Source organism: Shewanella sp. YLB-07, assembly GCF_009377275.1.
In genome coordinates, this window is record NZ_VOQB01000002.1 from 36913 (window position 1) to 63443 (window position 26531).

Here is a 26531-nt window from a genome sequence, read left to right on the forward strand (position 1 = left end):
TTCGGTGTTTATTCGTCGTCTTTTTCAGGTACGTAACCTTCAATCTCTACGGCTTTACCTTCAAACAAGAAGTTGATCATCTGCTCTTCAAGAAACTTACGGTCGTCAACATTCATCATGTTCAATTTCTTTTCATTGATCAGCATGGTCTGCTTTGATTGCCACAGTGTCCATGCTTCTTTGCTGACATTATCGAAAATACGCTTACCAAGCTCACCTGGGTATAGCTGAAATCCAAGGCCTTCCGATTCTTTTTTCAGATAGACGCAGTTAACGGTGCGAGCCATGATTACTCCTTAATTAATACAGAATTTAAGCTGGCGAGAATACGTTCAGTCGCCGCAGCTAAACCAACTTTTGGGGGATGGGGTAAGTTATACCAGAGTGAAGGCTTATCTTCCATGATCTGGTTATCGCTAAAGCCTTCGGCTGAGACCAGTATAGGGCTGATATCTAGATGGAAATGACTGAAAGTATGTCTAAATCCGGGTAATACTTCCTCTTCGGAAACAGTTAAGCCTTTTGTTATCAAGTAGTCATCAAGTTCTTCTCGTGTAGAAAACTGTGGGAAGCACCATAGTCCTCCCCATATCCCAGCTGGTGGCCTTTTTTCTAAGATGACTTCATCGCCCTTAGCTAGCACCAACATGTAGGCATTTTTTTCCGGTATCACCTTTTTAGGTTTCTTCCCCGGATAGTCTGATTGTCGACCAGTGAGCTGAGCCAGGCAATCGATAGCCACAGGGCAGTCACTACAAACAGGCCTTGAGCGAGAACAGATTGATGCGCCAATATCCATCATAGCTTGATTATATTTTTGAACATCTAAATCCGGGGTCAGTTTTTCAGTCAGATCCCAAAGTTTGTTTTCGACTTGTTTCTTTCCGGGCCAGCCATCGATGGCTCCATGACGTGCTAAGACTCTTTTCACGTTACCATCTAAGATGGCATGGTGCTGTGCAAGAGCTAGGGATAACACGGCGCCTGCAGTAGAGCGACCTATGCCTGGCAGCGACAGGACATCTTCAAAATCTCTGGGAAATTGTGAACCATGCTCATCACGAATGAGTTGAGCCGACTTATGTAAGTTACGTGCTCGCGCATAGTAGCCGAGGCCTGTCCAGTAGTGCAGCACTTCATCTTGAGGCGCATCGGCCAGTGAGTCTATGGTGGGAAAGCGTTCCATAAACTTAAGATAGTAGGGGATTACAGTACTGACTTGGGTCTGCTGTAGCATGATTTCCGACACCCAGACCTTGTAGGGCGTCTTGTCTTGTTGCCATGGAAGGTGTTTACGACCACATTTTTCATACCAAGTAATGATACGGGAAGAAAAAGAGGCGTGACTGGCATTGCTGATGGCGACAGAAGACATAGTGGTCATTGCTTTTTATTAGAGATCAAAATAAGAAAAGAGAAGTTTGAAACATGATTTTTATGCAGGCAGTCTATCTAGCAAGGCGTCTTTTAACAAGTCGAGTTTGCCGAGTATTGGTGATTTGGCCACTCATTTAGCTAAGCTCAAATGGAGTAAATTCACAGCATTTGAGAATCTTGGTATACTTTGCCGAATTATTGTTAATCCGATTAAGAGTAACTAAGGCTTGCACTGACTTACAATCTTTGGATAATGCCTTTCTTTTCTTATTAATCCTGCCAGACAGAGGGCGAAAATGAGCGACGTGACAACCGCGGAATTTAATGAAGAAGGTAAGTACCTTCGCAAAGTAAGAAGCTTTGTATTAAGAGAAGGCCGATTGACTAAAGGTCAGGCTGCCGCGATGGAACAGCAATGGCCATTAATGGGGCTAGATTACTCGCCAGAGCCTCTGGATCTGGTTCAGATATTTGGCCGAGAGGCTGATACCGTACTCGAGATAGGTTTTGGCATGGGCGCCTCTCTTGTTGAGATGGCTAAAGCCTCACCGGAGCTCAATTTCATCGGCATAGAAGTTCATAAACCCGGAGTGGGCGCTTGTTTATCCGATGCAGCACAAGCAGGTGTGACTAATCTACGCGTATTCCATCATGACGCTGTCGAAGTATTAGAAAACAGTATTGTTGCCGGCTCTCTGGCACGAGTGCAGCTTTTCTTCCCCGATCCTTGGCATAAGAAGCGTCATCATAAACGTCGTATCGTACAAACTGAGTTTGCGCAGCTGATCCGTCGCACGTTAAAAATTGGTGGCGTTTTTCATCTGGCAACTGATTGGGAAAACTATAGCGAGCATATGCTCGAGGTTATGGGCGCAGCTGAAGGTTATCAAAACCAATCGACTACAGGTGACGTGGTTCAGCGTCCAGAGCATCGTCCTCTGACTAAGTTTGAAGCCAGAGGTCACAGGTTAGGCCATGGTGTCTGGGATATCATGTTCGAGCGTATTGATTAAATTTGATGAGTATTAATTGAATCGAATCAATACTTGCAAATAAAATTATTTTTTAGGTTATTTAAATAAGGTGAGAATTACCATGGCAACACGCAGTCGTCGTTTACGAAAAAAATTACGTGTAGATGAATTTCAAGAGTTTGGTTTCGATGTTAACTGGACTTTCGATGAGTCTGTATCTGAAGAACAAATTGATACTATCGTGGACCAGTTTATCGAACAGGTGATAGAGCCCCGTCAACTAGGCTTCCACGGCGGTGGTCATAAGCAGTGGGAAGGTATCATAGCCACTCAATCCATTGGTAAGTGCAGCGAAGAAGATCGTACTGCCGTCACTGAGTTCTGGAAGGGACAAACGGCATCAGACGTTGTCGTTAGCGAGCTGTACGATATTTGGTGGAGTTAGTGCCCGAACTTGCACTACTCGAGCAGGTGGTCGATAAAGTTCGGCCCCTGTTAGGCCAAGGTAAAGTGGCTGACTATATTCCTGCTTTGGCAGGAGTTGATCCTAATAAAATTGGCATCGCTGTTACCAGTGTCGATGGTACAACGATAGGTGCCGGAGATTATCTGGAACCTTTTTCTATTCAAAGTATCTCCAAAGTATTTAGCCTGACATTGGCGTTAACTCTCTATGAAGAGCATGAGATCTGGTCTCGCGTCGGTAAAGAACCTTCGGGGCAGTCATTTAACTCCCTGGTTCAGGTTGAATTAGAGCATGGTCTCCCCAGAAATCCATTTATCAATGCAGGCGCTCTTGTCATTGCGGACCTGTTACAAGCGCGATTAGGGGCACCTAAGCACAGGATGCTTGAACTCATTCGTGGCCTGAGTGCTAATCCATCGCTTGTTTCAGATAAAATTGTGGCTGCTTCAGAGTTTGAACACAGCGCCAGAAATGCGGCTATTGCTTACTTGATGAAGTCCTTTGGTAACTTTAACAACGATGTGGATACGGTGCTTCAAAGCTATTTTCACTATTGTTCCATACGAATGAACTGTGCCGACCTGTCAAAAGCCATCTTGTATCTGGCCAACAAGGGCACATGTTTAGATGGTTCTCAATTGCTTTCTCCGGTACAGACCCGGCAGATGAATGCATTATTAGCCACTTCAGGCCTATACGATGGTGCCGGTGAATTTGCCTATCGAGTGGGTATGCCGGGTAAGAGTGGAGTTGGTGGCGGGATCATTGCCGTTATCCCTGGTGATATGGCCGTGTGTGTTTGGTCTCCCGAATTAGATCGCAATGGTAACTCTCTGGCAGGTACCGCCGCGCTCGAAGATTTGTGTCAAAGGCTGGGGCGTTCTATTTTCTAAGGCTAGTTTTCAATTTCTCATCTTGTCCTAAATCCATTTACTATAAATTTAATTTAGTGAATTGACCAACTACTGGTTTGATTCACTAAACTTCTGCTAATACATTTCCTTACTTAAACATTAATTCAATATTTATCAATTGATTAGGTGTTTTGGCACGGCTTGTGCTTTATTGTTTGGTATGAGAGTCATCGCCGATGTTAGAAAATAAATAGCAAAGAGTATTCAGCGATTGTCGAAAGAACATTTAAATTAAGGATAAATTTGATGAGAAAATTAGCGACTTCTATTGGGATCAGCGCGGTCTTATTTGCTAGTGGAACGATTACCTCTGCATCTGCTCACGAAGATCATTCATCGGCTTCATACTCGAGTGATAATCATCAGTGCGAGGTTACACTCAACTATGACATCACAGTAGAACCTAAGCTACTGGCGATAAGTGATGAAGGCAAAGAAGTGTATCGCATCGAGATGGGTAAGCTATATGTTGAAGGCAAGCAGGTGACATTGAATGCCAGACAGCAGCAACTCTTGACCCAGTATTCAGACCAAGTGTCGACTCAGGTTCCGGAAGTTATAGCCCTGGTTCATGACGCGGTGGGTATCGCATCGACTGCGGCGAGTATGGCATTAACCCCACTACTGGGTGATGCCGCGGGTGCTAAACTCGATGAGATGATGGATGGACTAGAGCAGAGAATCGAGAAGGTTGCCTATCAAAATGGCGATAAGTTCTACCTGGGGTCGACTCAATCTTCTTTAGAAGAGACTTTTGGTGAAGAGTTTGAGCAAGAAGTTGAGCAATTAGTCAAAAACTCCATCGGCACCATGATGATCAATTTAGGCAGCGAGATGCTTTCCGGTGACGGCGATTCATTTGAACAGAAAATGGAAGCTTTTGGCCAAAAAATGGAAAATGTTGGCCAAGACATAGAGCTGCAGATGGAAGCTCAAGCACAAGATCTTGAGGTGAGAGCGGATAAGATGTGTGATAACTTCCAAAACTTGATAGCCCTTGAGCAAAAATTAAGAATCGCAGTTCCTGAGTTGGAAAAATACCCACTCATCGATGCGCCTAAAGTGGAATTACTCGAATAGGCAGTTTATTCTGAGCTATGAAGTCATAGCTTGAAACCTTGGACCCTGTTGCACCCTCCCATATTCGCAACCCCCCTGTATTTGACTTGAATACAGGGGTTTTTTCTATGTGTCGCCTCTTCTTATTAATCGTTACTTGCTAGCATTTCAATCGAGTTTAGCCTTGCAGAATAAACATTATCGATTAGGCATTAGAATTAAAGCGCAAATCTTTGGTATACTTATAAAAAATAATAACAAACGGACCCTCAATTATTGAGTGGTTCATATATTTGACTCTACTCCCGTGTACTTCCTCTTAGTAAGTCACTGTTTTAATGGTTTCTTTTTTGTTTCTGTAAATTCAGTTTACTCATCTTTAGTGTAAGTATTATTAGTGTCGTAAACACCCTAAGGCGATTTACATGTTAGAACTATTGGAACCTATCGCAATTTTTACTCATGTTGCCAGAGCTGGCAGCTTTAGTGCCGCGGCAAGAAAGTTGGGGATTTCTAAATCCAAAGTGAGTACTCAAGTAGCCGATCTTGAACATAAATTGGGAGTTCAGTTAATTCAACGCACAACTCGTAGCCTGAGTTTAACTGAAGCTGGACAACTCCTGTACACACAAGGTGAAGAGTTACTTAGGGATGCTGATCAAGCCATTGCTAGTGTTCATAATCTAAATGATGCTACCCGAGGTGTGTTAAAGGTTGGGATATCCCAGTCATTCGGTACCATGCATATTATTCCCGCCTTGCCCGAGTTTATGAATACTCATCCCGAGTTAGAGTTACAAATTAGCTTGTTAGATCATAAAGTTGATGTCGTCAGCGAAGGATTAGATCTCCTTTTGACTATGTCAGAGCAACTGCCCTTAGGTATGGTTGCCAGACCTCTAATGAAGTGTCAGTTTTTGCTTGCCGCCTCTCCATCATATATAGAAAAACATGGTCAACTCGATCGCCCAGAGCAGTTAGTCGATCATAACTGTTTGGTTTATCATGGCGAGTGGCACGAGCATAGTGTTTGGCAGTTTAAGCAGGGTGAAGATTACTGTGAGATAGGTGTCTCGGGTAACTTCAGAGTAGACAATGCACCCGCTTTAAAATCTGCCGCCGTCAGTGGGCTTGGAATTGTTTATCTCGCCAGTTACCTGCTTGAGGATGAAGTTGAGAAGGGGACCTTAGTGCCTCTGCTTCAAGACTGGCAGCTTACTCATCATCTTCCCCTTCAAGCCGTATACCCAAGAAGAAAGCATTTGGCGCCTAAGGTCAGCGCTTTTATCGATTTCATTAAGGGACATATTGGTTCTCCGCCATATTGGGATGCCCCTTACACTGAGTTGTACGCGAAAAGAAAGTGATTTTTGATGTCATAACTTATTCAAAATCTGAATAAGTTTACTGGGTATTCAGGAAACATTGTTCTTAATTTAAAACTATCAGCCAACTACTCTGTGAATGGTTGGCTTTTTTGTTATATATCAAAAGCTTGGCGTATTACCTGGTCGGACATTTCTCTCGGTTAATTTACCCTCCTCTAATGAACGTGTCGTATTCTTCTTGCGGTTTGTTCTCAAATCAATACAATTGGTGACACTTGATACGGGATAATCTGAATCTTATAAGTTTATTAAGAATGACCCCTCTTACTAAACTTATACAGATTAGCGTTACTGCAGTTCCGAATCGATGCTGGCAGAGCTTTAACAACTAAAACAATGCTAGCCTTAAAACCATCATCCTAGTTTTGGTTTACCCCAGCCTAGTTGCTGGGGTACTTTTCAACTAGAAAGAGATTCGTCTCTTTGTACCCTACAAGCTTGCTACTGACTAACTATAAGTTAGGCCAAGCAGTACAGAGTCGACACAATAAAAAAGCCACATTTAATCAATGTGGCTTTTTTATTGTGTGTGAAAAAGTGGACTAGGTTGAAATAGCCCACTCATATAATATTAGCTTTTCTGAGACACCCAAAGATCAATCTGATCTTCGAGTATATCTAATGGCAAGGGCCCATTTTGCAGCACTAAGGTGTGGAATTCACGTATATCAAATTTATCACCCAAGGATTTTTTCGCTTTCTCTCTCAAGGCGAGAATTTTCAGCATGCCCACTTTGTAAGCCGTGGCTTGTGAAGGCATAACGATATGGCGTTCAACCATCTTAACTGCGTCTGATTTAGCATTGGGGGTATTATCGACATAGTAAGCAATAGACTGTTCACGGGTCCACTTCTTAGCGTGTATGCCTGTGTCTACCACTAGGCGACATGAGCGCCATAGTTCCATGGCGAGTCTACCAAAATCAGAGTAAGGGTCTGAATAGAGTCCCATCTCTTTTGGGAAGTACTCACTATACAGGCCCCAACCTTCGATATAGGCCGTGTAGCCACCAAACTTACGGAACTTAGGGACCCCTTCAAGTTCTTGCGCTATGGCTATCTGCATATGGTGACCCGGGGTGCCTTCATGATAAGCGAGGGCTTCCATCTGATACTTAGGCATGGCCTTCATATCGTATAAGTTAGCGTAATAGGTACCTGGTCTGGTTCCATCCGGTGAAGGCTGGTTATAGAAAGCCTTACCGGCAGATTTTTCTCTGAATGCCTCAACACGTTTTACTATCATAGGTGCTTTAGGTTTGACGTTAAACACCTCATCGAGTCGTGAAGACATGGTGTCTATGAGTACAATCGCATCATTTAAGTAAGCTTCACGTCCTTCATCTGTAGGGGGGTAATAGAACTGCTTGTCTTCGCGCATAAATTTAAAGAAGGCTTGCAGGTCACCTTCAAAGCCGACCTGCTTCATGATGTCACGCATCTCGCCATGGATACGGGCAACTTCGGCAATGCCAAGTTCATGGATCTGGTTTGCTGTTATGTCAGTCGTAGTAGTGCGAGCCAGTGCATTGTTGTAATAGGCTTCGCCTTGAGGGAACTTCCACGCACCGTCTCGTGTATCGGCTTTAGTCTCGAGTTCAGTGATATAACTGATCAAGTGAACATACGCTGGCTTAACTTTCGTTAGTAATGCTTGCTTAGCATCGCTTAGCAGCTGGTTCTTGTCATTCTCATCTATGTCTAAGCTGGCTAGCTTACGCTGGAAGTCGGCCCACAGGGCACTATCACTATCTTCACTCGAATCGAAAGGCTGGCCTGTGATAATATTTTTACTGTCTGACAGTACGTGTGGGAAGACAAACTTAGGCGCTATGATGCCTTTTTGCGCTCGAACTTCTAAAGAGTCTTCAAGCTGCTGCAGGTATTTAGGCACGCCATTGAGGCGACTGATATAAGCCTCTGCGTCGGAAATCTCTGTGATCTGATGCTGGTTGATTAAGAAGGACGCGACCATAGAGTGGCCACCATACATCTGATTCACAGGATAATTATGATAGCGCCATTGGTAATCGTTAACCTCTTGTTCGAGTTTTTGCTTTAGCAGTGTGTAGCTGAGATTGGTTTGGCTATCGAGTTTACTCTGATCTAATTTACTCAGTTGCTTAAGGTGTTTCTGTGACCGGGCTAAGTCTTGGGCATCGGTTTCTTCACCGCGATCGTCCCACTTACCATAATCGGTTTTAATGCCTAAATGTGTCTGGGAGATAGGGCTGGCCATTACATTTTCCATGAATATGGCTTCAAAAAGTGCATTGGCTTTTTCTGACTCGCTCTCGGCCTTATAGGCTACTGGCTCGCTAGGGCTAAGTAATGGAACTTGAGTTGTGGCTGCTATTGCGCTGCTGCCAATCAGGCTGGCTAATGTTAAGGCTAGTAAGCTAGTTTTAGTTTTTATAGGCATGAATTAGTCTTATTTTTATGGATTCTTAAAAAGTAACGCTAATCCTAATAAAGCTAATCGTTAATGTTTTGATCTAAGTGTTAGTAAATGTGTCAATTAGGGCTAATTCAAAGAGTTAACCCTTAAAAGTAGAATGTTTTTTAAATTACAGCGATCTAGGCAGCATTCTCAGCAAACCAAGCCTGAGTAAATAAGGCTGCCGTATCAGGCTCTGCTAGCTCAAGCCTGATACAAGAAGTTTGTTACCTTCGAACTGTTTAACAGAACTGGGATAAGAGTTCGTTAACGAACATCTTACCTTTGGCGGTTAATTCCCAGTGAGTCTCGTTTTCAATCAATAAAGTTTTGCTTTTAGCTTTTTCTATTCCTTGAGCGATCACCCGATGAGATAAGCCAGTTCTTTGTTCAAACTCGGCCTTAGGTATTGCGGACATAAGGCGGAATCGGTTCATCAGGTATTCCAGTGGACGTTCATCTTCTGTCACTTCTACTGTGTCGAAGGTGTACTCATCGGCCGCTAGATAGCCCTTAGGGTGTTTTATCTTTACTGTACGTAATATCTGGTTCTGTTCCAGAAGGGTCACCTTGCCGTGAGCACCACAGCCAATGCCTAAGTAATCGCCAAACTGCCAATAGTTGATATTATGTTGGCACTGAAATCCGGGTTTCGCGTATGCCGAAATTTCATACTGCTCGTAACCCAGATCTGCTAACTTTTTCTGCCCTTGCTCATAGATGTGCCACAGGGCTTCATCATCAGGCAATTGCGGGGGCTTAGAGTGAAACAAGGTGTTTTGCTCTATGGTCAGCTGATACCAGGACAGATGAGGCGGAGACAATTTAGCTGCCGTGTCGATATCAGCCATAGCTTCTTCGAAACTTTGATTTGGCAGCCCATGCATCAGATCCAAATTGAAACTGCGATAACCTGAGCTCTGGGCCTTCTGCGCCGCGACTTCAGCCTCATCTTTACCATGTATACGGCCTAATAGATTCAGCTTGTCTGTTGAGAAGCTCTGAACGCCGATAGATAGTCGGGTAACACCGGCTTTAGAATATGCTTCGAAGTCGTCATGCTCTAACGTACCAGGGTTGGCCTCCATGGTTATTTCTATCTGCTCACTGAAAGGGATCATCTCATTGACACCCGTGAGTAGCCTCTCGATTTGAGCCGCGTCGAACAGTGAAGGCGTGCCACCACCGATAAATATCGTGTGTATCTCGCGTCCCTGCACATAGTGAAGATCGTTTTTAAGATCGGCAAGTAAGGCGTCGACATATTCCTGCTGTGGCAGCTCACCATTCTGACCATGGGAGTTGAAATCACAATAGGGGCACTTCTGTACACACCAAGGAATATGAATGTACAGGCTTAATGGCGGCAGAGTTAGCATAGGGTTGTCTCACTATAAGCAGAAGTCATACCTGAGGCACTTCTGTCTAGAACAAGCCAAGGAAGACGAATGTACAGGCTTAATGGCGGCAGAGTTAGCATAGGGTTGTCTCACTATAAGCAGAAGTCATACCTGAGGCACTTCTGTCTAGAACAAGCCAAGGAAGACGAATGTACAGGCTTAATGGTGGCAGAGTTAACATCGGATAGCCTTACTAGATGCAGAAGTAATACCTGAGGCACTTCTGCTTAGATCAAACCTAAGTATATGAATATATAGACTCAAAGGTGGCAGAGTTAGCATTAAATAATCATACCTTTACGCTTCATGGCATCGATCAATAGCTTCATCGCCTTTCCTCTGTGACTGAGGCGATTCTTCTCTTCGCTATCTAGCTCTGCCGCGGAGCAGTTATGCTCATTAGGAATAAAGATAGGATCGTAACCATGACCGTTATCTCCGGCCGCTTCGAAGGCTATTTTTCCTTCCCATGATGCCTGAGCAATAATGGGGGTCGGATCTTTTGCGTGGCGCATATAAACCAAGATGCATTGAAAGCGGGCGGTCCTGCCTTCTAAATTAGTTTTTAGTGCGTCTAAGAGCTTAATGTAATTATCTTTCTCGCCAGCATTCTCTCCGCCGTATCTAGCCGAGTAGATTCCAGGTGCGCCATCGAGAAGATCAACTTCTAAACCCGAGTCATCGGCAATTGCCGCTAGTCCGGTGATTTCGGCTGCATGACGCGCTTTAATGATGGCGTTTTCAACGAACGTTGTTCCGGTTTCAGGGACCTCTTCTACATTGAATTGGCTCTGAGGAAGTACCTCTACATCATATGCTGAGAAAATTTCAGAAAACTCTTTGAGCTTGCCTTTGTTGCCACTGGCGAGAACGAACTTATCCATTAGAGACCTTGATGGGGTTTGGGTAATTGGCGCCATGATAGCTAAGGAGGAGGGGAAACGATAGCAGATATTGAAGCTATTTAAGGAGGGAGTAAGGAACTAAAAGCCGCTGCTTTTAGTTCCTGTGCTTAATGATAAACCTCAAAAGTTACTCGACATAAAACTTTTGTTTAAACTTCAATTGGGTATTGAGTTTCTTGTTATATTTTATGGCGACCTTAAAATTGATCTCTTGATCATCCCGGTAAGGGACTTCGGCGACATAATAAATAGCTTTTCCTTCGCGGATCTCTCTAAATTTTAGGTTTATGCGGGCATCGAGTAGGTTGTTGGCAATACCTGAGATCTCAACAGGCACAGGTGGATTGCCTTCTTGGCTAGTGTCTAACACTGAAATATTGATGATGCCAATGTAGCTACTGCGTTTGATACCATAGGATTTAGCTATGCTGGGGGTTAAAAATGTGCTGCTTAGGGCCACGTAGTGAATATCGTAATTGCCAACTTTTTGTTTCTGCTCTGCTGACACGTTGCCAACGAAGGCAAGGGTAAGTATGAGTACAGATAAAATAGCTCTAAACATGACGCTGCTCCTGCGGTAATGGACTGACTCGTTATGGTTATCATATATTTGAGTATAGGTGTTTAGCCCATGACTCGCTTCGTTCGATTTATCAACTTACAAAATTAACTGGGTGAATATAAAGGTTTAGCAGCAGGGAGTCCTGCTGCATAGATACCGCTAGCAGCATGACCTAGACGTTAGCCCAAAAAGGCACATATTGAGCTAGGAGCATATTGACAAAATTTAGAATGATCATCACCACCAATAAAGAGAGATCTAAGCCACCCATCTGCGGCAGGATACGGCGAATTGGTGACAGAAGTGGCTCGGTTAGTTGGCCCATAACCATTTCGATAGGGTTATGGCCTTGGCTCACCCAGCTTAAGATTGCACGGATAATCAACATCCAGAACAGCAAGACTCCGGCTTGCTTAAATACTGAAACCACAGCTATTAATAAGATTGTTGGTATATTAATCGCGGCGCCAGCGATGAGACTCAATACCACAAATTTTGCGACGACGACCATAAAAGCCAATACTACAGAGGCTGTATCAAAACCACCCATGGAAGGTAAAACACGACGCATAGGGGCAACGATAGGGTGTGTGGCTTTTACGATAAACTGACTAAAAGGGTTGTAGAAGTCGGCTTTAGCGAGTTGAAGCCAGATACGAATAATCACAACCATCAGATACAGATCGAAGACTGTGCTAACTAAGAAACTGAGTGCATTCATGTATTTTCTCTATTTATAGTAAATCAAAATTCTTGGTTAAATATCGGTTTAACGCTGGGCTAATATTGCTCGGCCATCTCTTGTGCCCGAGCCACGCAATCATCCATGGCTTGCTTGACTATGCCCCTTAAATTACCAGCTTCGAGAGCGGCGATAGCTTGCGCCGTAGTGCCTCCTTTTGAGGTCACATTTTCTCTAAGTTGTGCAGTCGTCAGCTCAGGGTTTTGTTTGACCATTTGAGCCGCGCCCAATGCTGCCTGTTGAACGAGTTGCCTTGCTTTGTGTTCATCCATTCCAGAAGCTTTCGCATTGTCGATCATCGCTTCCATGAAGAGGAAGAAATAAGCGGGTGAACTGCCGGATAATGCGATGACTTGGTCGAGTTCGGACTCACTATCAACCCAAACGACTTCACCGCCACTCAACATCAATTGTTCACAGAGCGCTTTCTGTTCAGATGAGATCTCATCTCCTGCGTATAAGCCCGTCATGCCGACACCAATTTGAGTCGGTGTATTAGGCATAGTACGAATAAGCTTTATCTCTTGTCCAAAATAATCGCCATAACGCTTGGCCGGAATGCCGGCTGCAATGGTTATGATGAGTTTATTTGTTAGGTCTAAAGTGCTTAATTGCTCGCAAACCCCTTGCATGAAATGGGGTTTTACACTGAGCACGATAACATCAGCTTGTTTCGCTGCGGCTAAATTATCATGCGATGTGGCGATATTCAGTGCTTTTTGTAACCCTGTTAATTTAGCTGCACTGGGGTTGGTTGCATGAATTAAGGAGGCCGGGTAGCCGTTGTTGACGAGCCCAGTCGTGATACTGCGAGTCATGTTTCCCGCACCTATAAAGCACAATTTTTTTTCGGCCATGATACTTCTCTATAGTTCTCTATACTTCAGCCTTTTTCGTTGAGGCCGTTATTTCAGGTGACAAAAACATTGCCATAAGTTCGTTTAAACTAATATTTGGGCTTGATAGGGTTAAAACAAGGCTAATATCTAGCGCTTTTCTCTTTCGCCGAAAATTGCACTACCAATTCTAACCATGGTTGAGCCTTGTTCAATTGCCTGTTCTAAATCATTACTCATTCCCATGGAAAGCGTGTCCACTTGAGGATAAAGTGATTTGAGTTCTAGATATAAAGCTTGTAGCTGCTGAAACTCATCTCTTTGTAACTTTTTATTCAATGTCGCAGTGGGGATGGCCATCAGACCCCGGAGGGTTAAATTCGGCATCTGATCGATTCTATTTGCCAAGGATTTAAGCGCTTCTGGTGTCGTTCCTGATTTACTGGTTTCGCCACTGATATTGATTTGGATGCAGATGTTCAGGGGAGACATCTCTTTCGGACGCTGCTCGTTGAGTCTGGATGCTATCTTTTCCCGGGAGACTGTGTGCATCCAATCGAAGTGACAGGCTATGATTCTAGTCTTATTCGATTGTAAGGGGCCGATGAAGTGCCATTCGATTTCGGGACAGCTCTGTTTCAGCGCATTAACTTTAGATTCGCCTTCCTGAACATAGTTTTCACCAAATCGTCTTTGGCCGGCAGCATAGGCGGCTACAATATCTGAATTGGGCTTAGTTTTACTGACGGCGAGTAATTGAATTTCATCGACATTTCGTGATGAAATTTGTGCCGCTTGTTCGATTCGATGCTGGGCGTTAGCCAGTCTGTCTGCTATTGTTGTCATGATGTAAGTTTTTTGATTGAATGGATATCCCATACTATGGAAATCACAGAGTTACTTGCCTTTAGTGTAAAGCACAAAGCGTCCGATCTACACCTTTCTGCTGGCGTTTCGCCTATGATACGTGTAGATGGCGAAGTCAGAAAGATCAATTTACCCGCTTTAGATCATCAAGGGGTGCATGGACTCGTCTATGACATCATGAATGATAAGCAACGTAAAGATTATGAAGAACATTTAGAGATAGATTTTTCGTTCGAGGTACCGAACTTAGCACGTTTTCGTGTCAATGCCTTCAACCAGGCGCGAGGAGCCGCTGCGGTATTTCGTACTATTCCCAGCGATATTCTGAGTCTGGAGCAGCTTGGCGCACCGGAGATCTTCAAGAAAATTTCCAGCTTCCCACGTGGCTTAGTCTTGGTTACCGGTCCAACAGGCTCGGGAAAGAGTACCACTCTGGCTGCCATGGTTGATTATATTAATGAAAGCCGCCACGAACACATTCTCACCATCGAAGACCCAATCGAATTTGTACATCAGAGTAAGCAATGTCTGATCAACCAGCGTGAGGTGCATCGTCATACTCATAGCTTCAACGCGGCCTTACGAAGCGCACTGCGTGAAGATCCCGATGTGATCTTAGTCGGTGAGATGCGAGATCTTGAAACCATCAGGCTGGCGATGACGGCGGCTGAGACCGGTCACCTGGTATTCGGTACTCTACATACCACCTCTGCGGCAAAAACCATTGACCGTGTGGTCGATGTTTTCCCCGAAGGTGAGAAGGGCATGGTTAGGACCATGCTATCAGAGTCGCTACAGGCAGTAATATCACAGACCTTGATCAAGAAAATCGGTGGAGGACGTGTGGCGGCCCATGAGATCATGATGGGGACTCCAGCGATCAGAAACCTTATTCGTGAGGATAAAGTGGCACAGATGTATTCTGCGATTCAGACAGGTATGTCACATGGTATGCAGACATTAGATCAGTGTCTGCAGAATTTGGTCAACCGCGGTCAGATCAGTCGTGAAGATGCTCAGCACAAGAGTGCTAATAAGCAGACACAATTCTAAAGGTTAATTGTTAAGGTTTTATTATGGATGTTCGTCCTTTCTTAAAAACTATGATAGATCGCAAGGCTTCGGATCTATTCATCACTGCGGGTTTCCCCCCGAGTGCCAAAATCGATGGTGAGCTAACACCATTGAGCGAAACTTCATTCTCACCGGCTCAATCACTGGATTTTGTCGAGTCTTTGATGAGTGATGAGCAGAAGAAAGAGTTTCATCAGACTCGTGAGTGTAATTTCGCATTTGCCTTGCAGGATTTAGGGCGTTTTCGTGTCAGTGCTTTTTGGCAGAGGGAAGCATCGGGTTGTGTTATGCGCCGCATCGAGACTCAAATCCCCGATGTCGATGATCTGAAACTCCCCGTGATCCTCAAAGATCTGGTGATGAGCAAACGTGGACTCATCATCATGGTGGGTGGAACTGGCACAGGTAAGTCAACATCCTTGGCTGCTTTGGTGGGTTACCGTAATGCTAACTCTCGCGGCCATATTCTGACTATCGAAGACCCGGTTGAATTTGTTCATGAGCATCGCAATTGTATCATCACCCAGCGAGAAGTCGGGATAGATACCGAGTCATTCGATGCCGCGCTTAAAAGCTCATTGCGCCAGGCGCCAGATGTGATCTTAATCGGTGAAATTCGAACTCAAGAGACCATGGAATTCGCCCTGGCGTTTGCCGAAACCGGGCACCTATGTATGGCGACCTTGCATGCAAACAATGCTAACCAGGCATTGGACCGTATCATGAACTTAGTGCCGGAGAGTAAGCATCAGCAGCTATTATTCGATCTCTCGTTGAACTTAAGGGGAATTGTAGCTCAACAGTTGGTGCCGACTATGGATGGTAAGGGACGACGTGCGGCCATCGAGATTTTGATTAATACACCCCGTATCAGTAGCTTGATAGCTAAAAATGAACTGCATTCACTCAAGGAGACTATGGCGAAGTCTAATGAGCAGGGAATGCAGACCTTCGATCAGGCCTTGCTGACTCTCTATACCGCGGGAGAGATTAGTTATGCCGATGCCTTACATCATGCAGATTCGCCTAATGATTTAAGGCTGATGATTAAGCTGCAAAGTTCAGAACAAGGGGGTTCTGGCTTTATGGAAGGGGTGACACTAGATTTAGACTAGTGACTCATTATTCGATAAGTCATCTAGTCGATAATTCACCAACTAAAAATCAAACAAGGTCAGAGGGGATTCTCTGGCTTTTTACTTTTATTTAATATGAGTTAGCGAAATTAGGATTCTCTGATTAAACTTGGAGAATAGTTTTCATGTCAACGACATAGGAGTGTCATGGCTGTGTTTAAACGATTAGCAATAGGGTGTTTATGTATCTGGGTTTCATTTTCGGCTAATGCGGTTCAAGTGACCGATGAGTTGGATCTGGGGGGAGCCGTACGGGTCAACTATGGCTGGAAAGATTACGCCAATGATTCTAAGCTGGAGTTCGAGCTGTTTCGTGTGGATGTCAACTATAAGGATGATGGCCTGTTTGCTTCGGCTCAGTATCGTTGGTATCAAGATATGGACGTCATTCATCACGCTTATGCGGGATACAGCTTCAATGAGGAGCAGAGTGTTCAGATTGGGGTGACTCAGGTTCCCTTTGGCTTGCTTCCCTATGGTGCCCACTCATTTTGGTTTAGTGCCAACTATTATCTCGGTTTTGAAGATGACTATGACGCAGGCATACACTGGAAATATGACGATAAAAATTGGCGTTTCGATCTTGCCTACTTCTTCAATGATGAATACGGTGATGGCGCCAGATATGACAGGTACTCCTTCGATGTAGCTATCACAGATGAGTCACCCTATGAAGAGTCGGGTCAGCTTAATGCACGCATAGAGCGAGACATAACCACAGAGAATACCAAACACAAGATTGGCGCTTCTTTACAATATTCCCAGTTAGATTATCTGCCGACAACAAATAATCAGGTAGCGGGTAAAGATACCGATGGATATGCCGCATCCTTTCACTGGCAAGTCGATTGGGCTAAGTGGCAAGGGCAGTTTCAGTACATGTATTATGAGTACGATATGCCTGATAGCAATCGTATCGCCTTATCGGCCTTCGCTTTTCCTTTTGAAATAGCCTCATCGGCCGATGTGCTTACCTTGAACGTATCACGTAGCATAGATGTGGATTGGGGACCTATTACCAATCTCAATTGTTACAACGATTTCAGTCAGGTGTTCGCATCGGGTGAAGGTTTAGAGGACTCTATGCAGAATGTCACAGGTTGTGCCATCACAGCAGGTAAGTTTTACTCTTATGTCGATTGGATTGCCGGTAACAATATGTGGTTTATCAATGGACCTGGAGTCGGTATCTCGGAAGGGCCGACCGAATGGAGTTCACGTTTGAATATCAATATCGGGCTTTATTTCTAAATGTCTAATATCTAGGCTTTGAATCGTAGCTTTGAAAAAATGGCCAGTGAAGATGATTTTTACTGGCCGTTTTTATTGCCATTTTATAGCTTTAATAAGAGATGTAAGCACTAGTCGTACATATTTTCGAAGTAACTTTCTATTATCAACACCGCCGACATGGCATCGACCTGTCCCTTAGTCAGTGCTTTAAAACCACCGAATTCAAACAGTCTGGCCTTGGCATCAGCAGTTGTCAGGCGTTCATCTTGCGTCGCAATCTTTACGCCGAATCTGCCGTTGATGCGATTAGCAAACTTCTTCGCTCTCAGGGTTATCTCTTGTTCAGTGCCATCCATATTTAAAGGTAGGCCCACGACCACTACATCTGGCTGCCATTCTTCGATAAGCATGCCAATCTCTTCCCACTTAGGAATGCCATCGACAGCTTTTATTGAACCGATTGGATTAGCTGTGCCTGTGAGTGATTGACCTATGGCGATGCCAATGCTTTTAGTGCCGTAATCAAAGCCTAATACCGTTATTGAACTCATGAAATACTTGTTCTCTTAAATGAAAAAATGTTGAGAGAGGGATTATGCATGTCCAGATTGATTAGACAGTTGCCATATATCGAAGCCTAAAGATTCCGTCGCTTTTTGCCAACGTTCCTCATGCTTAACATCGAAGAGTAATGCCGTACTTGCAGGAATTGATAGCCAGGTATTATCTGCCAGTTCTTGCTCCAGTTGATCTCGGCTCCAACCTGCATAACCTAAGGCGACGATAAACTGCTTTGGGGCGTCTTTACTGCCTAAGGCCGATAACACATCTCTTGAGGTTGTTAGCATTAACTCGTCTGTCAGTGATTGGCTATTGTTCCAAAAATCTTGAGGTGTGTGTAAGACAAAGCCTCTTTCGGGATTCACAGGGCCGCCGATAAGGACTCGGGCGCCAAGGGAGGAAACGAGTTCAGGCTCCTCATCGAGTTCCATCTGCTGCAATAGCTCATCGACTTCTATGCCTAAGGGTCTGTTGATCATGATCCCCATAGCGCCCTTCTCATCATGCTCACAAAGATAGATCACCGAACGCTCGAAAAAAGTGTCTTTGAGTGAGGGCATCGCGATTAAGAAGTGGTTTTGTAAACTTTCCATTAATAGGCTCCACGGAAAAGGGAATAGAGACTGGCAACTAGCCTTGATAATCTGGACTATATAGCCTGCTAACCGCCGGCTAGCTTTACTGTATATTTGAGTTTTTCCAGCAAAGTCTTGAGTTGCTCTCTATTGTCAGTTTGCACTTCAATATTGAACTCTTTTACCGTTCCACCACAGCCGCACTGTTTCTTTAATTTCTGGGACAGGGCTTTTAGCTCTTTCTCATTCAAGCCTAGGCCCTTGATGACAGAAACACCTTTGCCTTTACGCCCTTTACTGTCTTTATGGATACGCACGATACCATCTCCAGTTGGGATGTCTTTGAGCTCTACTTCGGGAGATATACGGCCTACATCTGTGCTGTAGACCAAGGATACGTTTGGATCTTTTCTCATGGGCGACTACTAAATAACTTGTGATAATTAGAGTTTAACAAACTGAATAATTTTATGGGAGCTTTATGCTTTATTAAGTCTGAGAGAAAGTTGCACTGAGCAAGAGAGAATTAGGAGATAGTTGAAACTAAGCAGGCTAGCAAACTCTAGCCTCGCTCATTTTCGACATTTTTGAGGAGGATACAGACTTTTATGAAACCAGTTATGCAGCCAGTACGACCCCAATGATGAGTGATATAGCTGTGAGGCACGCACAAGGAATAATAAACTTATGAAACTTTGAATGAGCAATGGCGCAAGAGGTTAAAACGAAGCCTATTGCCGCCGTTCCATAGCTGCCGTTATGTCCGTCTAATAATGTAAAGAGTATCCAGGCCAATACGATAACAGGTAAGATAAATAGACTGATATGTCCCTGGCTCTTTCTGGCTGAAACTTTCTCAGATTGCACCGACGCTTGTTCGGGAGCAAAAAGAAAGATAGCACTCGCGATCAAGAAGGCACCGATAAACCAAAACATAAGAGACTCCATTACTCAGGATTCAAAATTTCACACTAGAAATTAATTGATAATCATTATCATTAAGGTTCTATCTTAAGTCAAGCTGAACGATATACTAATTAGACTAAATTTGAGTTGTAGATCATGAAATTGCTATGTAAGCTGAAATTATAAAATGAATTTTACATGATGCATATCTGATGGAGTCAAAATGAAGAAGGTTATAGTTGGTTTGGTTGCACTGGCACTGAGTGCCTGTAGCACCCTAAAAACGAGTTCGGATTATGATCCTGCAGCAAATTTTGACGATGTAAAGACCTATGCCTGGATCGTTAAAAAGACGAAAGACACGACATATCACCTGGATGGTTTGATGGACCAGCGTATTCGTGCTGCAGTAGACAGCCAGCTAGCGGCGAAAGGCATAACCCTTACCGATGCAGCGACAGCCGATGTGTTAGTTAATTACCTGACTAAAGTTGATAAAAAAATCAACGTAGATACCTTCAACACTAATTATGGTTATAACCCATATTATGGCTCTAGATGGGGATATAGCGGTAGCATGAATACTCAGACTACGGTTCGTGAGTATGAAGTCGGTACCTTGATTTTAGATATGGTGAATCGTGAAAGCGGAAAGCTTATTTGGCGTGGCTCTGTTGCCGATACCATACGTGATCAGAGTACTCCTGAGGAGCGTGTTGAAGTGGTTAATCATGCTATCTCTGAGATGTTAGTAAATTATCCACCTAAGCCTGAAGCTAACTAGTATTCTTGGTGTGGTCTGTTTTATATATTAACTCGTTCTAATTGTGGAACAGGATGGAAGGCGCTCCAGCAGGAGCGCTTTTTTTTTAGCCAAATTCATCACCAATCTTGTGGTTTGTTAAATGTGTTTCTTACTAGACTAAAGTCCAACTTATCAATTTGTAATAGACTGCTATTCTCTGACTACATATCTGGCAGATACCAAGTGAGTGGTACAAGTGGATCAGTTTTTACAGCAATGGTTTGATGAATACGCTAAGGGACAAGGTGTTGAAATTGAGTCTCTTTGCCAACAGACTCGGTCTGAATGGCTTACTCTGTTACAAAGGGTCAAATCGGGTGACCTCGAAGATTGGAAGCGCTCTCCACCTGGGCGAATGTCACTCATCTTACTCATGGGACCTGTAGCGCACCTTTTAAATGATAAAGATGCAATTGACCTGCATCCAGAGGCTCGAGCTCTATGCATTGAAGGAGTCGAATTAGGCCTGGATACTCAGCTGGAGCCTGTTCAGCGTCGCTGCTTCTACGACCCGCTATTTTACTCCGGCAATAGCCAAGACCGTCAACTCTTGTTGTGCCTCCTCGAAGGGATGCAATCTCAAGTCGAATCGATTCATAGGCCCGCTTGGGTGAATTGGTATGAGCATGCTTCTGCTAGTCGGTCAGCAAGTTCTATTACTTTAGACTAGATTTCATCATCTTTCTTAAGTGCTGACGTGGATTGATATTGCAGGCATCGTTAGTTCTAATTTTTGAGACTTGTAGATTCCGATTTCATCATCTTTCTTAAGAGCTGACGTAGCAGTGTGCAGGCTTCATTACCTGAGCCTGTGTGCTGAATGACATCTATATTAGCCACCCAACCCAACTCTTCAAACTCTACAGGAATTTTGCAAAGTTGTTTGCTATTTATTGCTTCTTGGGCAAGATGGGTTGGGAGTAGCCCCCAACCAAATCCAGATTTAGCCAATTCAAGCAAAACATAGTAATTGTCCGCATACCAGACATCCGGTGAATGTTGCTGATTATAATTGCTTGGAGCCCTGTCTCTGCCACCTATGATCAACTGCCTATGTAATTTTAGCAGATCCATATGTTTAGATTTCGAACTTGCTAATGGGTGATTAGGGCTAATCAATAGTTCAAATTCAATAGTCCCTATGGACTCGAAATCGATATTTTCAGGGTAGATAAACTCACTGAAGACCAGACCAAGATCGGCACGCTTTTCACTGACTAGCTGGATGATATCTTGGCTCGAAGCGTTCAAAAATTCGAGTTGTATATGAGGGAAGTATTCAGTGAATTCGATCAGATAATGGGTTAATTGGCTATAGGGTACCCCTTCATCCAGTGCCAAGGTTAACTTTTGTGGCTGCCCCTCACTTAAGGCTTCAACTTGTTGGTTGAGCCTTCTATGCTGGGCAATGACTGCGTTTGCTTGGGGTAAAAGAGCCTCACCGGCTGCAGTCAGCTTAGGGTAACGGCCGGAGCGATCGAACAGTGTCTGATCACTGTCGATCTCCATATTCATAATATTTTGACTTACCGCAGATTGTACCTTGCCCAGTTTCCTGGCCGCGGCCGAAAATGAGCCTGTTTCCACGGTTTCTACGAATGAGTAAAGCTGCTCGAGTGTTAACATATCAGTATTTGTGATGGTAACTAACTTTGTTCTATCATAATTTGGCTTGATAATGGCTGCAAGTCTTTTAGAGGAGTCGCTTGATGACAACCAAGCAACGCGTTACCCATGCCATTTTATTCGAACTGTTTGCCCTTGTGATAGTCGTGCCTCTAGCTATTATTATCACAGGGAAAGATACTTCCGAACTACTCCTGGTTGCCATAGGACTTAGTGTCTATGCGGTAATTTGGAACTATTTTTATAATATCTGGTTCGATAAGCATTTTGGCAATAACAGAAATAAGCGCAGTATAGGGACAAGAATAGGCCATGCATTGGGCTTCGAAGGAGGCATCATAGTTGCGACATTACCCATCGTATCTTGGTTCTTGGGTATCTCAATATTCGCCGCCTTCATACTCGAGTTTACGTTTCTGGTGTTGTTCTTCTTTTACGCCATCGCTTTTAATTATGTCTATGATCGTGTTTGTCAGCGGTTACTAACAACACCGGTTTAGTGACTTATTAAACTAGATTGGCTAAATTAGTGAATGTTAGGTTTTCGTGACTCGCTTAAAGTTTATAGTGCTAAGTAATTGCGAAATTTGCAGAAGGATATAAAATACGCCAATCTGCGAGGATAATCTTTAGTATTTCACGTCAGGGCCGATGAGCTATTATAAGCTTTAGGCACAAGCTATAGGCGTCAATGGCCATTATAGGTTACAAATGATGAATAAATTTTGGCTTATTTTATTATGCTTTATTGGGCTTATTCTCAGTCCTGTAGCATTTGGCTGGAATGATAGTGATAAAGATGGGGTACCGGATATCAAGGATGCCTGCCCGCATACGCCCTTGGGTGTACTGGTCGATGCTTCAGGTTGTGATAAGAGTCGACTATTCAAGCCGGTTTGTTTAATCACAACCGATGACAGGGTTTATCCTGATACTTGTATTCAGGCCACTGAGTTAGCGTTAAATTTTGAGTTCGCTAAGACTGAGATACTCTACTCCCAATGGCAAATTCTCGCTCAAATAAAACAATTTTTACAGCTAAATGACGTTAAATTATGCCTCATTGGACATACTGATGCCGTTGGGAGTGTAGAGGCCAATCAGCTCTTATCCGAGGCAAGGGCAAAAACTGTTAAGGGTATCTTAGTTGAAGATTATGGCTTCGATCCGGAACGCTTTATCGTGAGGGGGATGGGAACTCGCTCTCCAATCAGTACAAATGATACACCAGTAGGCAGGGCCCTGAATCGACGGGTCAATTTTTTAGTCGAGTTAGATCACTAGCGAGCAAGTAGGGCTCAGGGAGTCCGCTTAGAATTTTGATTTGAATTAAACCTGAGGTTAAACAGTTCATATTTATATGAGCTGTTTTTTGGTGTTAGATTTGAATTGCGTTAACTCAAACATTTGTTTGGGAAATTTTTAGGGAGTAATACATGGAAAACTTGGAAGGTTTGATCGAGCAAGCGCCAGAGCTTATCGTGACCTATGGAATGAAGATCATTTTTGCGATTGTCATCTTTGTTATCGGTAAATATTGTGCCGGTATTGCTAAGAAGTTATCTAGTAAGTTGATGACCAAGCGTAAAGTTGATCCTACCGTTGTTTCATTTGTCTCAAATATGGCATGGTCACTCGTGTTTGTGTTCACCATAGTGGCAACACTTGGACAGATTGGCGTACAGACAGCATCACTGGTTGCTGTTATCGGTGCCGCGGGTCTAGCGGTTGGCTTGGCCCTACAAGGTTCACTGTCTAATTTCGCTTCAGGCGTCTTGATGGTGATGTTCCGCCCATGTCGTGTCGGTGATTATGTTGAAGCCGCCGGTATCGCGGGTACAGTCAATGAGATCACTATTTTCTCAACTAAGCTACTGACACCGGATAATAAACTTATTGTGGCGCCAAACTCAGCCATGATGGACGGTACTATTATTAACTATTCTGCGATGGATACTCGTCGTGTCGATTTCGTTATCGGAGTTTCTTATGATGCAGATCTTTTGGAAACGAAGAAGGTACTGACGCGCGTTATTGAGAACAACCAGTATGTATTGAAAGATCCTGCTTACACTATCGCATTGTCTGAGCTTGCCGATTCGTCGGTTAACTTCGTGGTTCGCCCATGGGTTAAGGGCAGCGATTACTGGCCAGCTTATTTTGAAATTCTAGAGCAGATTAAACTAGCACTAGATGAAGCTAACATAGGTATCCCATACCCTCAGATGGATCTTCACTTGAAAGAGACACCAGCAGTTGCATCTTCTGCAGCAGCTTAAGTCTACATTTTTATTGTGACTGCTAGATCTTACTCACACGCTAGCGCACCGAGTGAGACCGCTGGCAATTAGATCGCTGAAAGTTAGACTGCTGGAAGTTAAAAAGGAAAAAGGTCGGCATTTGCCGACCTTTTCTATGTTTGGAACATTTATGCCACACCCTATGGGTGGTTAGGCGTGGTATTTGTGTCTGGAACACTTATGAAGATTTACCAGGGACAGGTATAAATCTTCGCTATGTCTGGAACATTTATGCAACTAAGATACTAGGACCCTAGGACCCTAGGACCCTAGGAACTAGAATCTCAAGTCTTAATGTACCTCACCATATTGATAATCAAATTTTGGCATGCCCCAATGGAATTTTATTGCCAGCATTCTCAAGCCGAAACCAAATGGCAGACAGATGGCCAGGTTGACCCACTCACTGACTCCGTATGACTTAAGACCCACATAGAGTGCGGCAGTGAGCAGGGCGACTAGGGCATAGAGTTCTTTCTTGAAGATCAGCGGCACTTGATTACACAAGATGTCACGAATAACGCCACCAAAAACCCCGGTTACTAGCCCCATGACGATGGCCACTAGCGGGCTAAACCCTAGTAATAGTGTCTTCTGGGCACCGACAATAGAAAATACCGCCAAGCCTAAGGCATCTATGGCTAAGAAGAGCTTAGACAGATAGCGCATCACGGGGGCGATCACTACGGTGAGCAATGAAGCAAATGCAATGGCGATAAGGTAATGAACGTTCTCTACCCAGATTAAGGGATAGTTCCCCAGCATCATGTCACGCAAGGTACCCCCACCGATAGCCGTGGCACAGCCTATGATGACGACGCCGAAGAGATCCATCTGCTTCTTACCTGCACATAGGGCACCTGTCATCGCTTCGGCTATGATACCGATAAGCCAGAGAAGGCTAATAAATTGAACTTCTTGCATGATATAGAGTGCCGCTGAGTAAAAGGAGACGGATTTTGCCTGATAAAAAACCGAAGTGATAGCTATAAAAATTAATTTTATGGATTAGAATTTGTAATGATTAAGTTTTTTCCTCTCCCTTTGTTGCTGGTAATTTTGCTTTTATATGGTTAGTAATGGTAATCCAATATTGACTAATTATGTATTTATCATTGCCTTGAAGTATTGTTAGTGTTTTGTTGGGTTTTTATTGTGTTAACTGCAGTTCTACTCGTGATGATTTCTGACTTTATCTTATGAGCTAACGACTCTTATTTTTGGCAGATAAATACTGGCACTCGTTATGTTCAGGGAGTAGTATTCATGCCTCGAAATCATAAACAGGGGCTAAGATGATCGATTTTCGCAGTGATACAGTAACCAAGCCAACGACTGCAATGCGCGAGGCAATAGCCAATGCCGAAGTAGGGGATGATGTTTATGGCGATGATCCTACGGTAAACAGTTTAGAGGCCATGGCCGCCGAGATGTATGGCTTCGATGGTGCCTTATTCACTTCATCAGGTACTCAAGCAAACTTATTGGCCTTGATGGCTCATTGTGAACGTGGCGATGAGTATATTTGTGGCCAGCAGGCTCATAACTACAAGTTTGAAGGAGGCGGCGCGGCGGTACTTGGCAGCATCCAGCCTCAACCGCTGACTAACCAAGCAGACGGCAGTATCTTGCTCACCGACATTCAGGCTGCAATTAAGCCTGATGATGTCCACTTTGCTCACACTCAATTGCTCAGCCTCGAGAACACCATTGGGGGGAAAGTCTTGCCGCAGGCCTATTTGGCACAAGCGCAAACGTTAGCATTCGACAATAAGCTGAAAATCCACTTAGATGGTGCTCGAGTCGCTAATGCGGCCGTTGCGCAAAATATCGCTATCGGTGACATCACCCAATATTTTGATTCCGTTTCTATCTGCCTCTCTAAAGGCCTGTGTGCTCCGGTAGGCTCCTTGCTTTTAGGTGATGAGCGCTTAATTCATAAAGCCAGGCGCTGGCGTAAGATGCTTGGCGGTGGCATGCGCCAAGCCGGTATTTTAGCCGCAGCGGCTAAACTTGCTATCACTGACCAAGTCGATCGCCTGGCTATCGATCATGACAACGCGCGCTATTTAGCTGAGTGTTTGTCTGAGCTTGATGAATTTGAGATAGAAGCTCAGCAGGTGCAAACCAATATGCTGTTTGCCGAGGTGAAGCAAGATGTAGACATCAAGCATATCGCGACCGAGCTTAAGTCTCTGGGGATATTAATCAGCCCGGGTTCTACTTTGAGGTTAGTGACTCATGCCGATATCAGCCGAGCCGATATCGATAGCTTTATCGCTAAACTAAAAGGCTTGCTGGCTTAATGGTCTGATAGTGACTCATTAGCCAGTAATGTAATCATTAAAAAGTCTGCCGAGGCAGACTTTTTAAATTCACTCTTATTAA

The 26531-nt window shown here is 44.0% G+C and carries 29 protein-coding genes; 14 read left to right on the plus strand and 15 right to left on the minus strand.

The features are described from left to right. Positions 1-8: 8 nt before the first annotated feature. Both FS373_RS04195 and mutY read right to left on the minus strand, forming a co-directional pair. Complete coding sequence (locus FS373_RS04195) at positions 9-287, minus strand: oxidative damage protection protein (protein WP_144047654.1); 279 nt, start codon at positions 285-287, stop codon at positions 9-11. Between the two features lie 2 nt (positions 288-289). Then, the gene (gene mutY, locus FS373_RS04200; protein ID WP_144047653.1) at positions 290-1375 is read right to left on the minus strand and encodes an A/G-specific adenine glycosylase; all 1086 of its coding nucleotides are present in this window, start codon (positions 1373-1375) and stop codon (positions 290-292) included. A 298-nt stretch (positions 1376-1673) separates the two neighbouring features. Between mutY and trmB the strand changes: the two genes are divergently transcribed. The 5 genes from trmB to FS373_RS04225 all read left to right on the plus strand — a co-directional run bounded on the left by trmB (position 1674) and on the right by FS373_RS04225 (position 6157). Then, positions 1674-2390 (plus strand): tRNA (guanosine(46)-N7)-methyltransferase TrmB, encoded by a 717-nt coding sequence (gene trmB, locus FS373_RS04205; protein WP_144047652.1) that lies wholly within the window; start codon positions 1674-1676, stop codon positions 2388-2390. Positions 2391-2472: 82 nt separating this feature from the next. Further along, the gene (locus tag FS373_RS04210; protein ID WP_144047651.1) at positions 2473-2796 is read left to right on the plus strand and encodes a YggL family protein; all 324 of its coding nucleotides are present in this window, start codon (positions 2473-2475) and stop codon (positions 2794-2796) included. Further along, positions 2796-3710, plus strand: a complete 915-nt coding sequence (gene glsB / locus FS373_RS04215; protein WP_144047650.1) for a glutaminase B — start codon at positions 2796-2798, stop codon at positions 3708-3710. The genes FS373_RS04210 and glsB overlap by 1 nt, the downstream gene beginning before the upstream one ends. 267 nt (positions 3711-3977) lie before the next feature. After that, complete coding sequence (locus FS373_RS04220) at positions 3978-4811, plus strand: YggN family protein (RefSeq protein ID WP_144047649.1); 834 nt, start codon at positions 3978-3980, stop codon at positions 4809-4811. Positions 4812-5215: 404 nt separating this feature from the next. Then, entirely contained in the window at positions 5216-6157 is a 942-nt protein-coding gene (locus tag FS373_RS04225) for a LysR family transcriptional regulator (protein ID WP_144047648.1), read from the plus strand. Between the two features lie 592 nt (positions 6158-6749). On the opposite strand, the gene FS373_RS04230 is transcribed toward FS373_RS04225, so the two are convergent. The 7 genes from FS373_RS04230 to FS373_RS04260 form a co-directional block, all read right to left on the minus strand. Beyond that, positions 6750-8600: a DUF885 domain-containing protein gene (locus FS373_RS04230; protein ID WP_152828828.1), complete on the minus strand. Its 1851-nt coding sequence runs from the start codon at positions 8598-8600 to the stop codon at positions 6750-6752. 257 nt (positions 8601-8857) lie between these two features. Further along, the gene (hemW, locus tag FS373_RS04235; protein WP_144047646.1) at positions 8858-9994 is read right to left on the minus strand and encodes a radical SAM family heme chaperone HemW; all 1137 of its coding nucleotides are present in this window, start codon (positions 9992-9994) and stop codon (positions 8858-8860) included. Between the two features lie 302 nt (positions 9995-10296). Then, a complete protein-coding gene (rdgB, locus tag FS373_RS04240; protein WP_152828829.1) occupies positions 10297-10899 on the minus strand; it encodes an RdgB/HAM1 family non-canonical purine NTP pyrophosphatase in 603 nt (200 codons plus the stop codon). Positions 10900-11047: 148 nt separating this feature from the next. Then, positions 11048-11482 (minus strand): DUF4426 domain-containing protein, encoded by a 435-nt coding sequence (locus FS373_RS04245; RefSeq protein WP_144047644.1) that lies wholly within the window; start codon positions 11480-11482, stop codon positions 11048-11050. 172 nt (positions 11483-11654) lie between these two features. Continuing rightward, positions 11655-12203 carry a YggT family protein gene (locus FS373_RS04250; protein WP_144047643.1) on the minus strand — a complete coding sequence of 183 codons (549 nt, stop codon included), beginning with the start codon at positions 12201-12203 and terminating at the stop codon, positions 11655-11657. 59 nt (positions 12204-12262) lie between these two features. Next, positions 12263-13081, minus strand: coding sequence for a pyrroline-5-carboxylate reductase (gene proC / locus FS373_RS04255; RefSeq protein WP_144047642.1), 819 nt, complete (start codon positions 13079-13081; stop codon positions 12263-12265). 129 nt (positions 13082-13210) lie between these two features. Continuing rightward, entirely contained in the window at positions 13211-13906 is a 696-nt protein-coding gene (locus FS373_RS04260; protein WP_144047641.1) for a YggS family pyridoxal phosphate-dependent enzyme, read from the minus strand. Between the two features lie 36 nt (positions 13907-13942). Between FS373_RS04260 and FS373_RS04265 the strand changes: the two genes are divergently transcribed. The 3 genes from FS373_RS04265 to FS373_RS04275 all read left to right on the plus strand — a co-directional run bounded on the left by FS373_RS04265 (position 13943) and on the right by FS373_RS04275 (position 17388). Beyond that, positions 13943-14980 carry a type IV pilus twitching motility protein PilT gene (locus FS373_RS04265; protein ID WP_144047640.1) on the plus strand — a complete coding sequence of 346 codons (1038 nt, stop codon included), beginning with the start codon at positions 13943-13945 and terminating at the stop codon, positions 14978-14980. 23 nt (positions 14981-15003) lie between these two features. Continuing rightward, positions 15004-16116, plus strand: a complete 1113-nt coding sequence (locus FS373_RS04270) for a PilT/PilU family type 4a pilus ATPase (RefSeq protein WP_152828830.1) — start codon at positions 15004-15006, stop codon at positions 16114-16116. A gap of 168 nt (positions 16117-16284) precedes the next feature. Next, on the plus strand, positions 16285-17388 hold the full coding sequence (locus FS373_RS04275; RefSeq protein WP_144047639.1) for a porin: 1104 nt from the start codon (positions 16285-16287) through the stop codon (positions 17386-17388). A gap of 110 nt (positions 17389-17498) precedes the next feature. Here the strand turns inward: FS373_RS04275 and ruvX are convergent, their stop codons facing one another. The 4 genes from ruvX to FS373_RS04295 all read right to left on the minus strand — a co-directional run bounded on the left by ruvX (position 17499) and on the right by FS373_RS04295 (position 19442). After that, complete coding sequence (gene ruvX, locus FS373_RS04280; protein ID WP_144047638.1) at positions 17499-17921, minus strand: Holliday junction resolvase RuvX; 423 nt, start codon at positions 17919-17921, stop codon at positions 17499-17501. Positions 17922-17963: 42 nt separating this feature from the next. Further along, a complete protein-coding gene (locus FS373_RS04285) occupies positions 17964-18524 on the minus strand; it encodes a YqgE/AlgH family protein (protein WP_144047637.1) in 561 nt (186 codons plus the stop codon). A 68-nt stretch (positions 18525-18592) separates the two neighbouring features. Further along, positions 18593-18922: a stress response translation initiation inhibitor YciH gene (gene yciH, locus FS373_RS04290; protein ID WP_144047636.1), complete on the minus strand. Its 330-nt coding sequence runs from the start codon at positions 18920-18922 to the stop codon at positions 18593-18595. A gap of 202 nt (positions 18923-19124) precedes the next feature. Continuing rightward, entirely contained in the window at positions 19125-19442 is a 318-nt protein-coding gene (locus FS373_RS04295) for a hypothetical protein (protein ID WP_144047635.1), read from the minus strand. A 193-nt stretch (positions 19443-19635) separates the two neighbouring features. On the opposite strand from FS373_RS04295, the gene FS373_RS04300 reads away from it, so the two are divergent. Beyond that, entirely contained in the window at positions 19636-20196 is a 561-nt protein-coding gene (locus tag FS373_RS04300) for a DUF4136 domain-containing protein (RefSeq protein WP_144047634.1), read from the plus strand. Between the two features lie 217 nt (positions 20197-20413). Next, entirely contained in the window at positions 20414-20887 is a 474-nt protein-coding gene (locus FS373_RS04305; protein ID WP_144047633.1) for a DUF924 family protein, read from the plus strand. Between the two features lie 56 nt (positions 20888-20943). Here FS373_RS04305 and FS373_RS04310 read toward each other — a convergent pair whose 3' ends face one another. Beyond that, on the minus strand, positions 20944-21843 hold the full coding sequence (locus FS373_RS04310; protein ID WP_152828831.1) for a LysR family transcriptional regulator: 900 nt from the start codon (positions 21841-21843) through the stop codon (positions 20944-20946). Between the two features lie 83 nt (positions 21844-21926). On the opposite strand from FS373_RS04310, the gene FS373_RS04315 reads away from it, so the two are divergent. The 3 genes from FS373_RS04315 (at position 21927) to FS373_RS04325 (ending at position 24122) form a co-directional block, all read left to right on the plus strand. Then, positions 21927-22343, plus strand: a complete 417-nt coding sequence (locus FS373_RS04315; RefSeq protein ID WP_152828832.1) for a PACE efflux transporter — start codon at positions 21927-21929, stop codon at positions 22341-22343. A gap of 211 nt (positions 22344-22554) precedes the next feature. Beyond that, positions 22555-23127, plus strand: a complete 573-nt coding sequence (locus tag FS373_RS04320) for an OmpA family protein (protein ID WP_144047630.1) — start codon at positions 22555-22557, stop codon at positions 23125-23127. Between the two features lie 152 nt (positions 23128-23279). Continuing rightward, the gene (locus FS373_RS04325; protein WP_152828833.1) at positions 23280-24122 is read left to right on the plus strand and encodes a mechanosensitive ion channel family protein; all 843 of its coding nucleotides are present in this window, start codon (positions 23280-23282) and stop codon (positions 24120-24122) included. Positions 24123-24434: 312 nt separating this feature from the next. On the opposite strand, the gene FS373_RS04330 is transcribed toward FS373_RS04325, so the two are convergent. Next, positions 24435-25067 carry a trimeric intracellular cation channel family protein gene (locus FS373_RS04330; RefSeq protein WP_144047628.1) on the minus strand — a complete coding sequence of 211 codons (633 nt, stop codon included), beginning with the start codon at positions 25065-25067 and terminating at the stop codon, positions 24435-24437. 371 nt (positions 25068-25438) lie between these two features. Here FS373_RS04330 and ltaE point away from each other — a divergent pair, with 371 nt between their 5' ends. After that, positions 25439-26449 (plus strand): low-specificity L-threonine aldolase, encoded by a 1011-nt coding sequence (ltaE, locus tag FS373_RS04335; RefSeq protein WP_144047627.1) that lies wholly within the window; start codon positions 25439-25441, stop codon positions 26447-26449. The last annotated feature ends 82 nt before the right edge of the window (positions 26450-26531 follow it).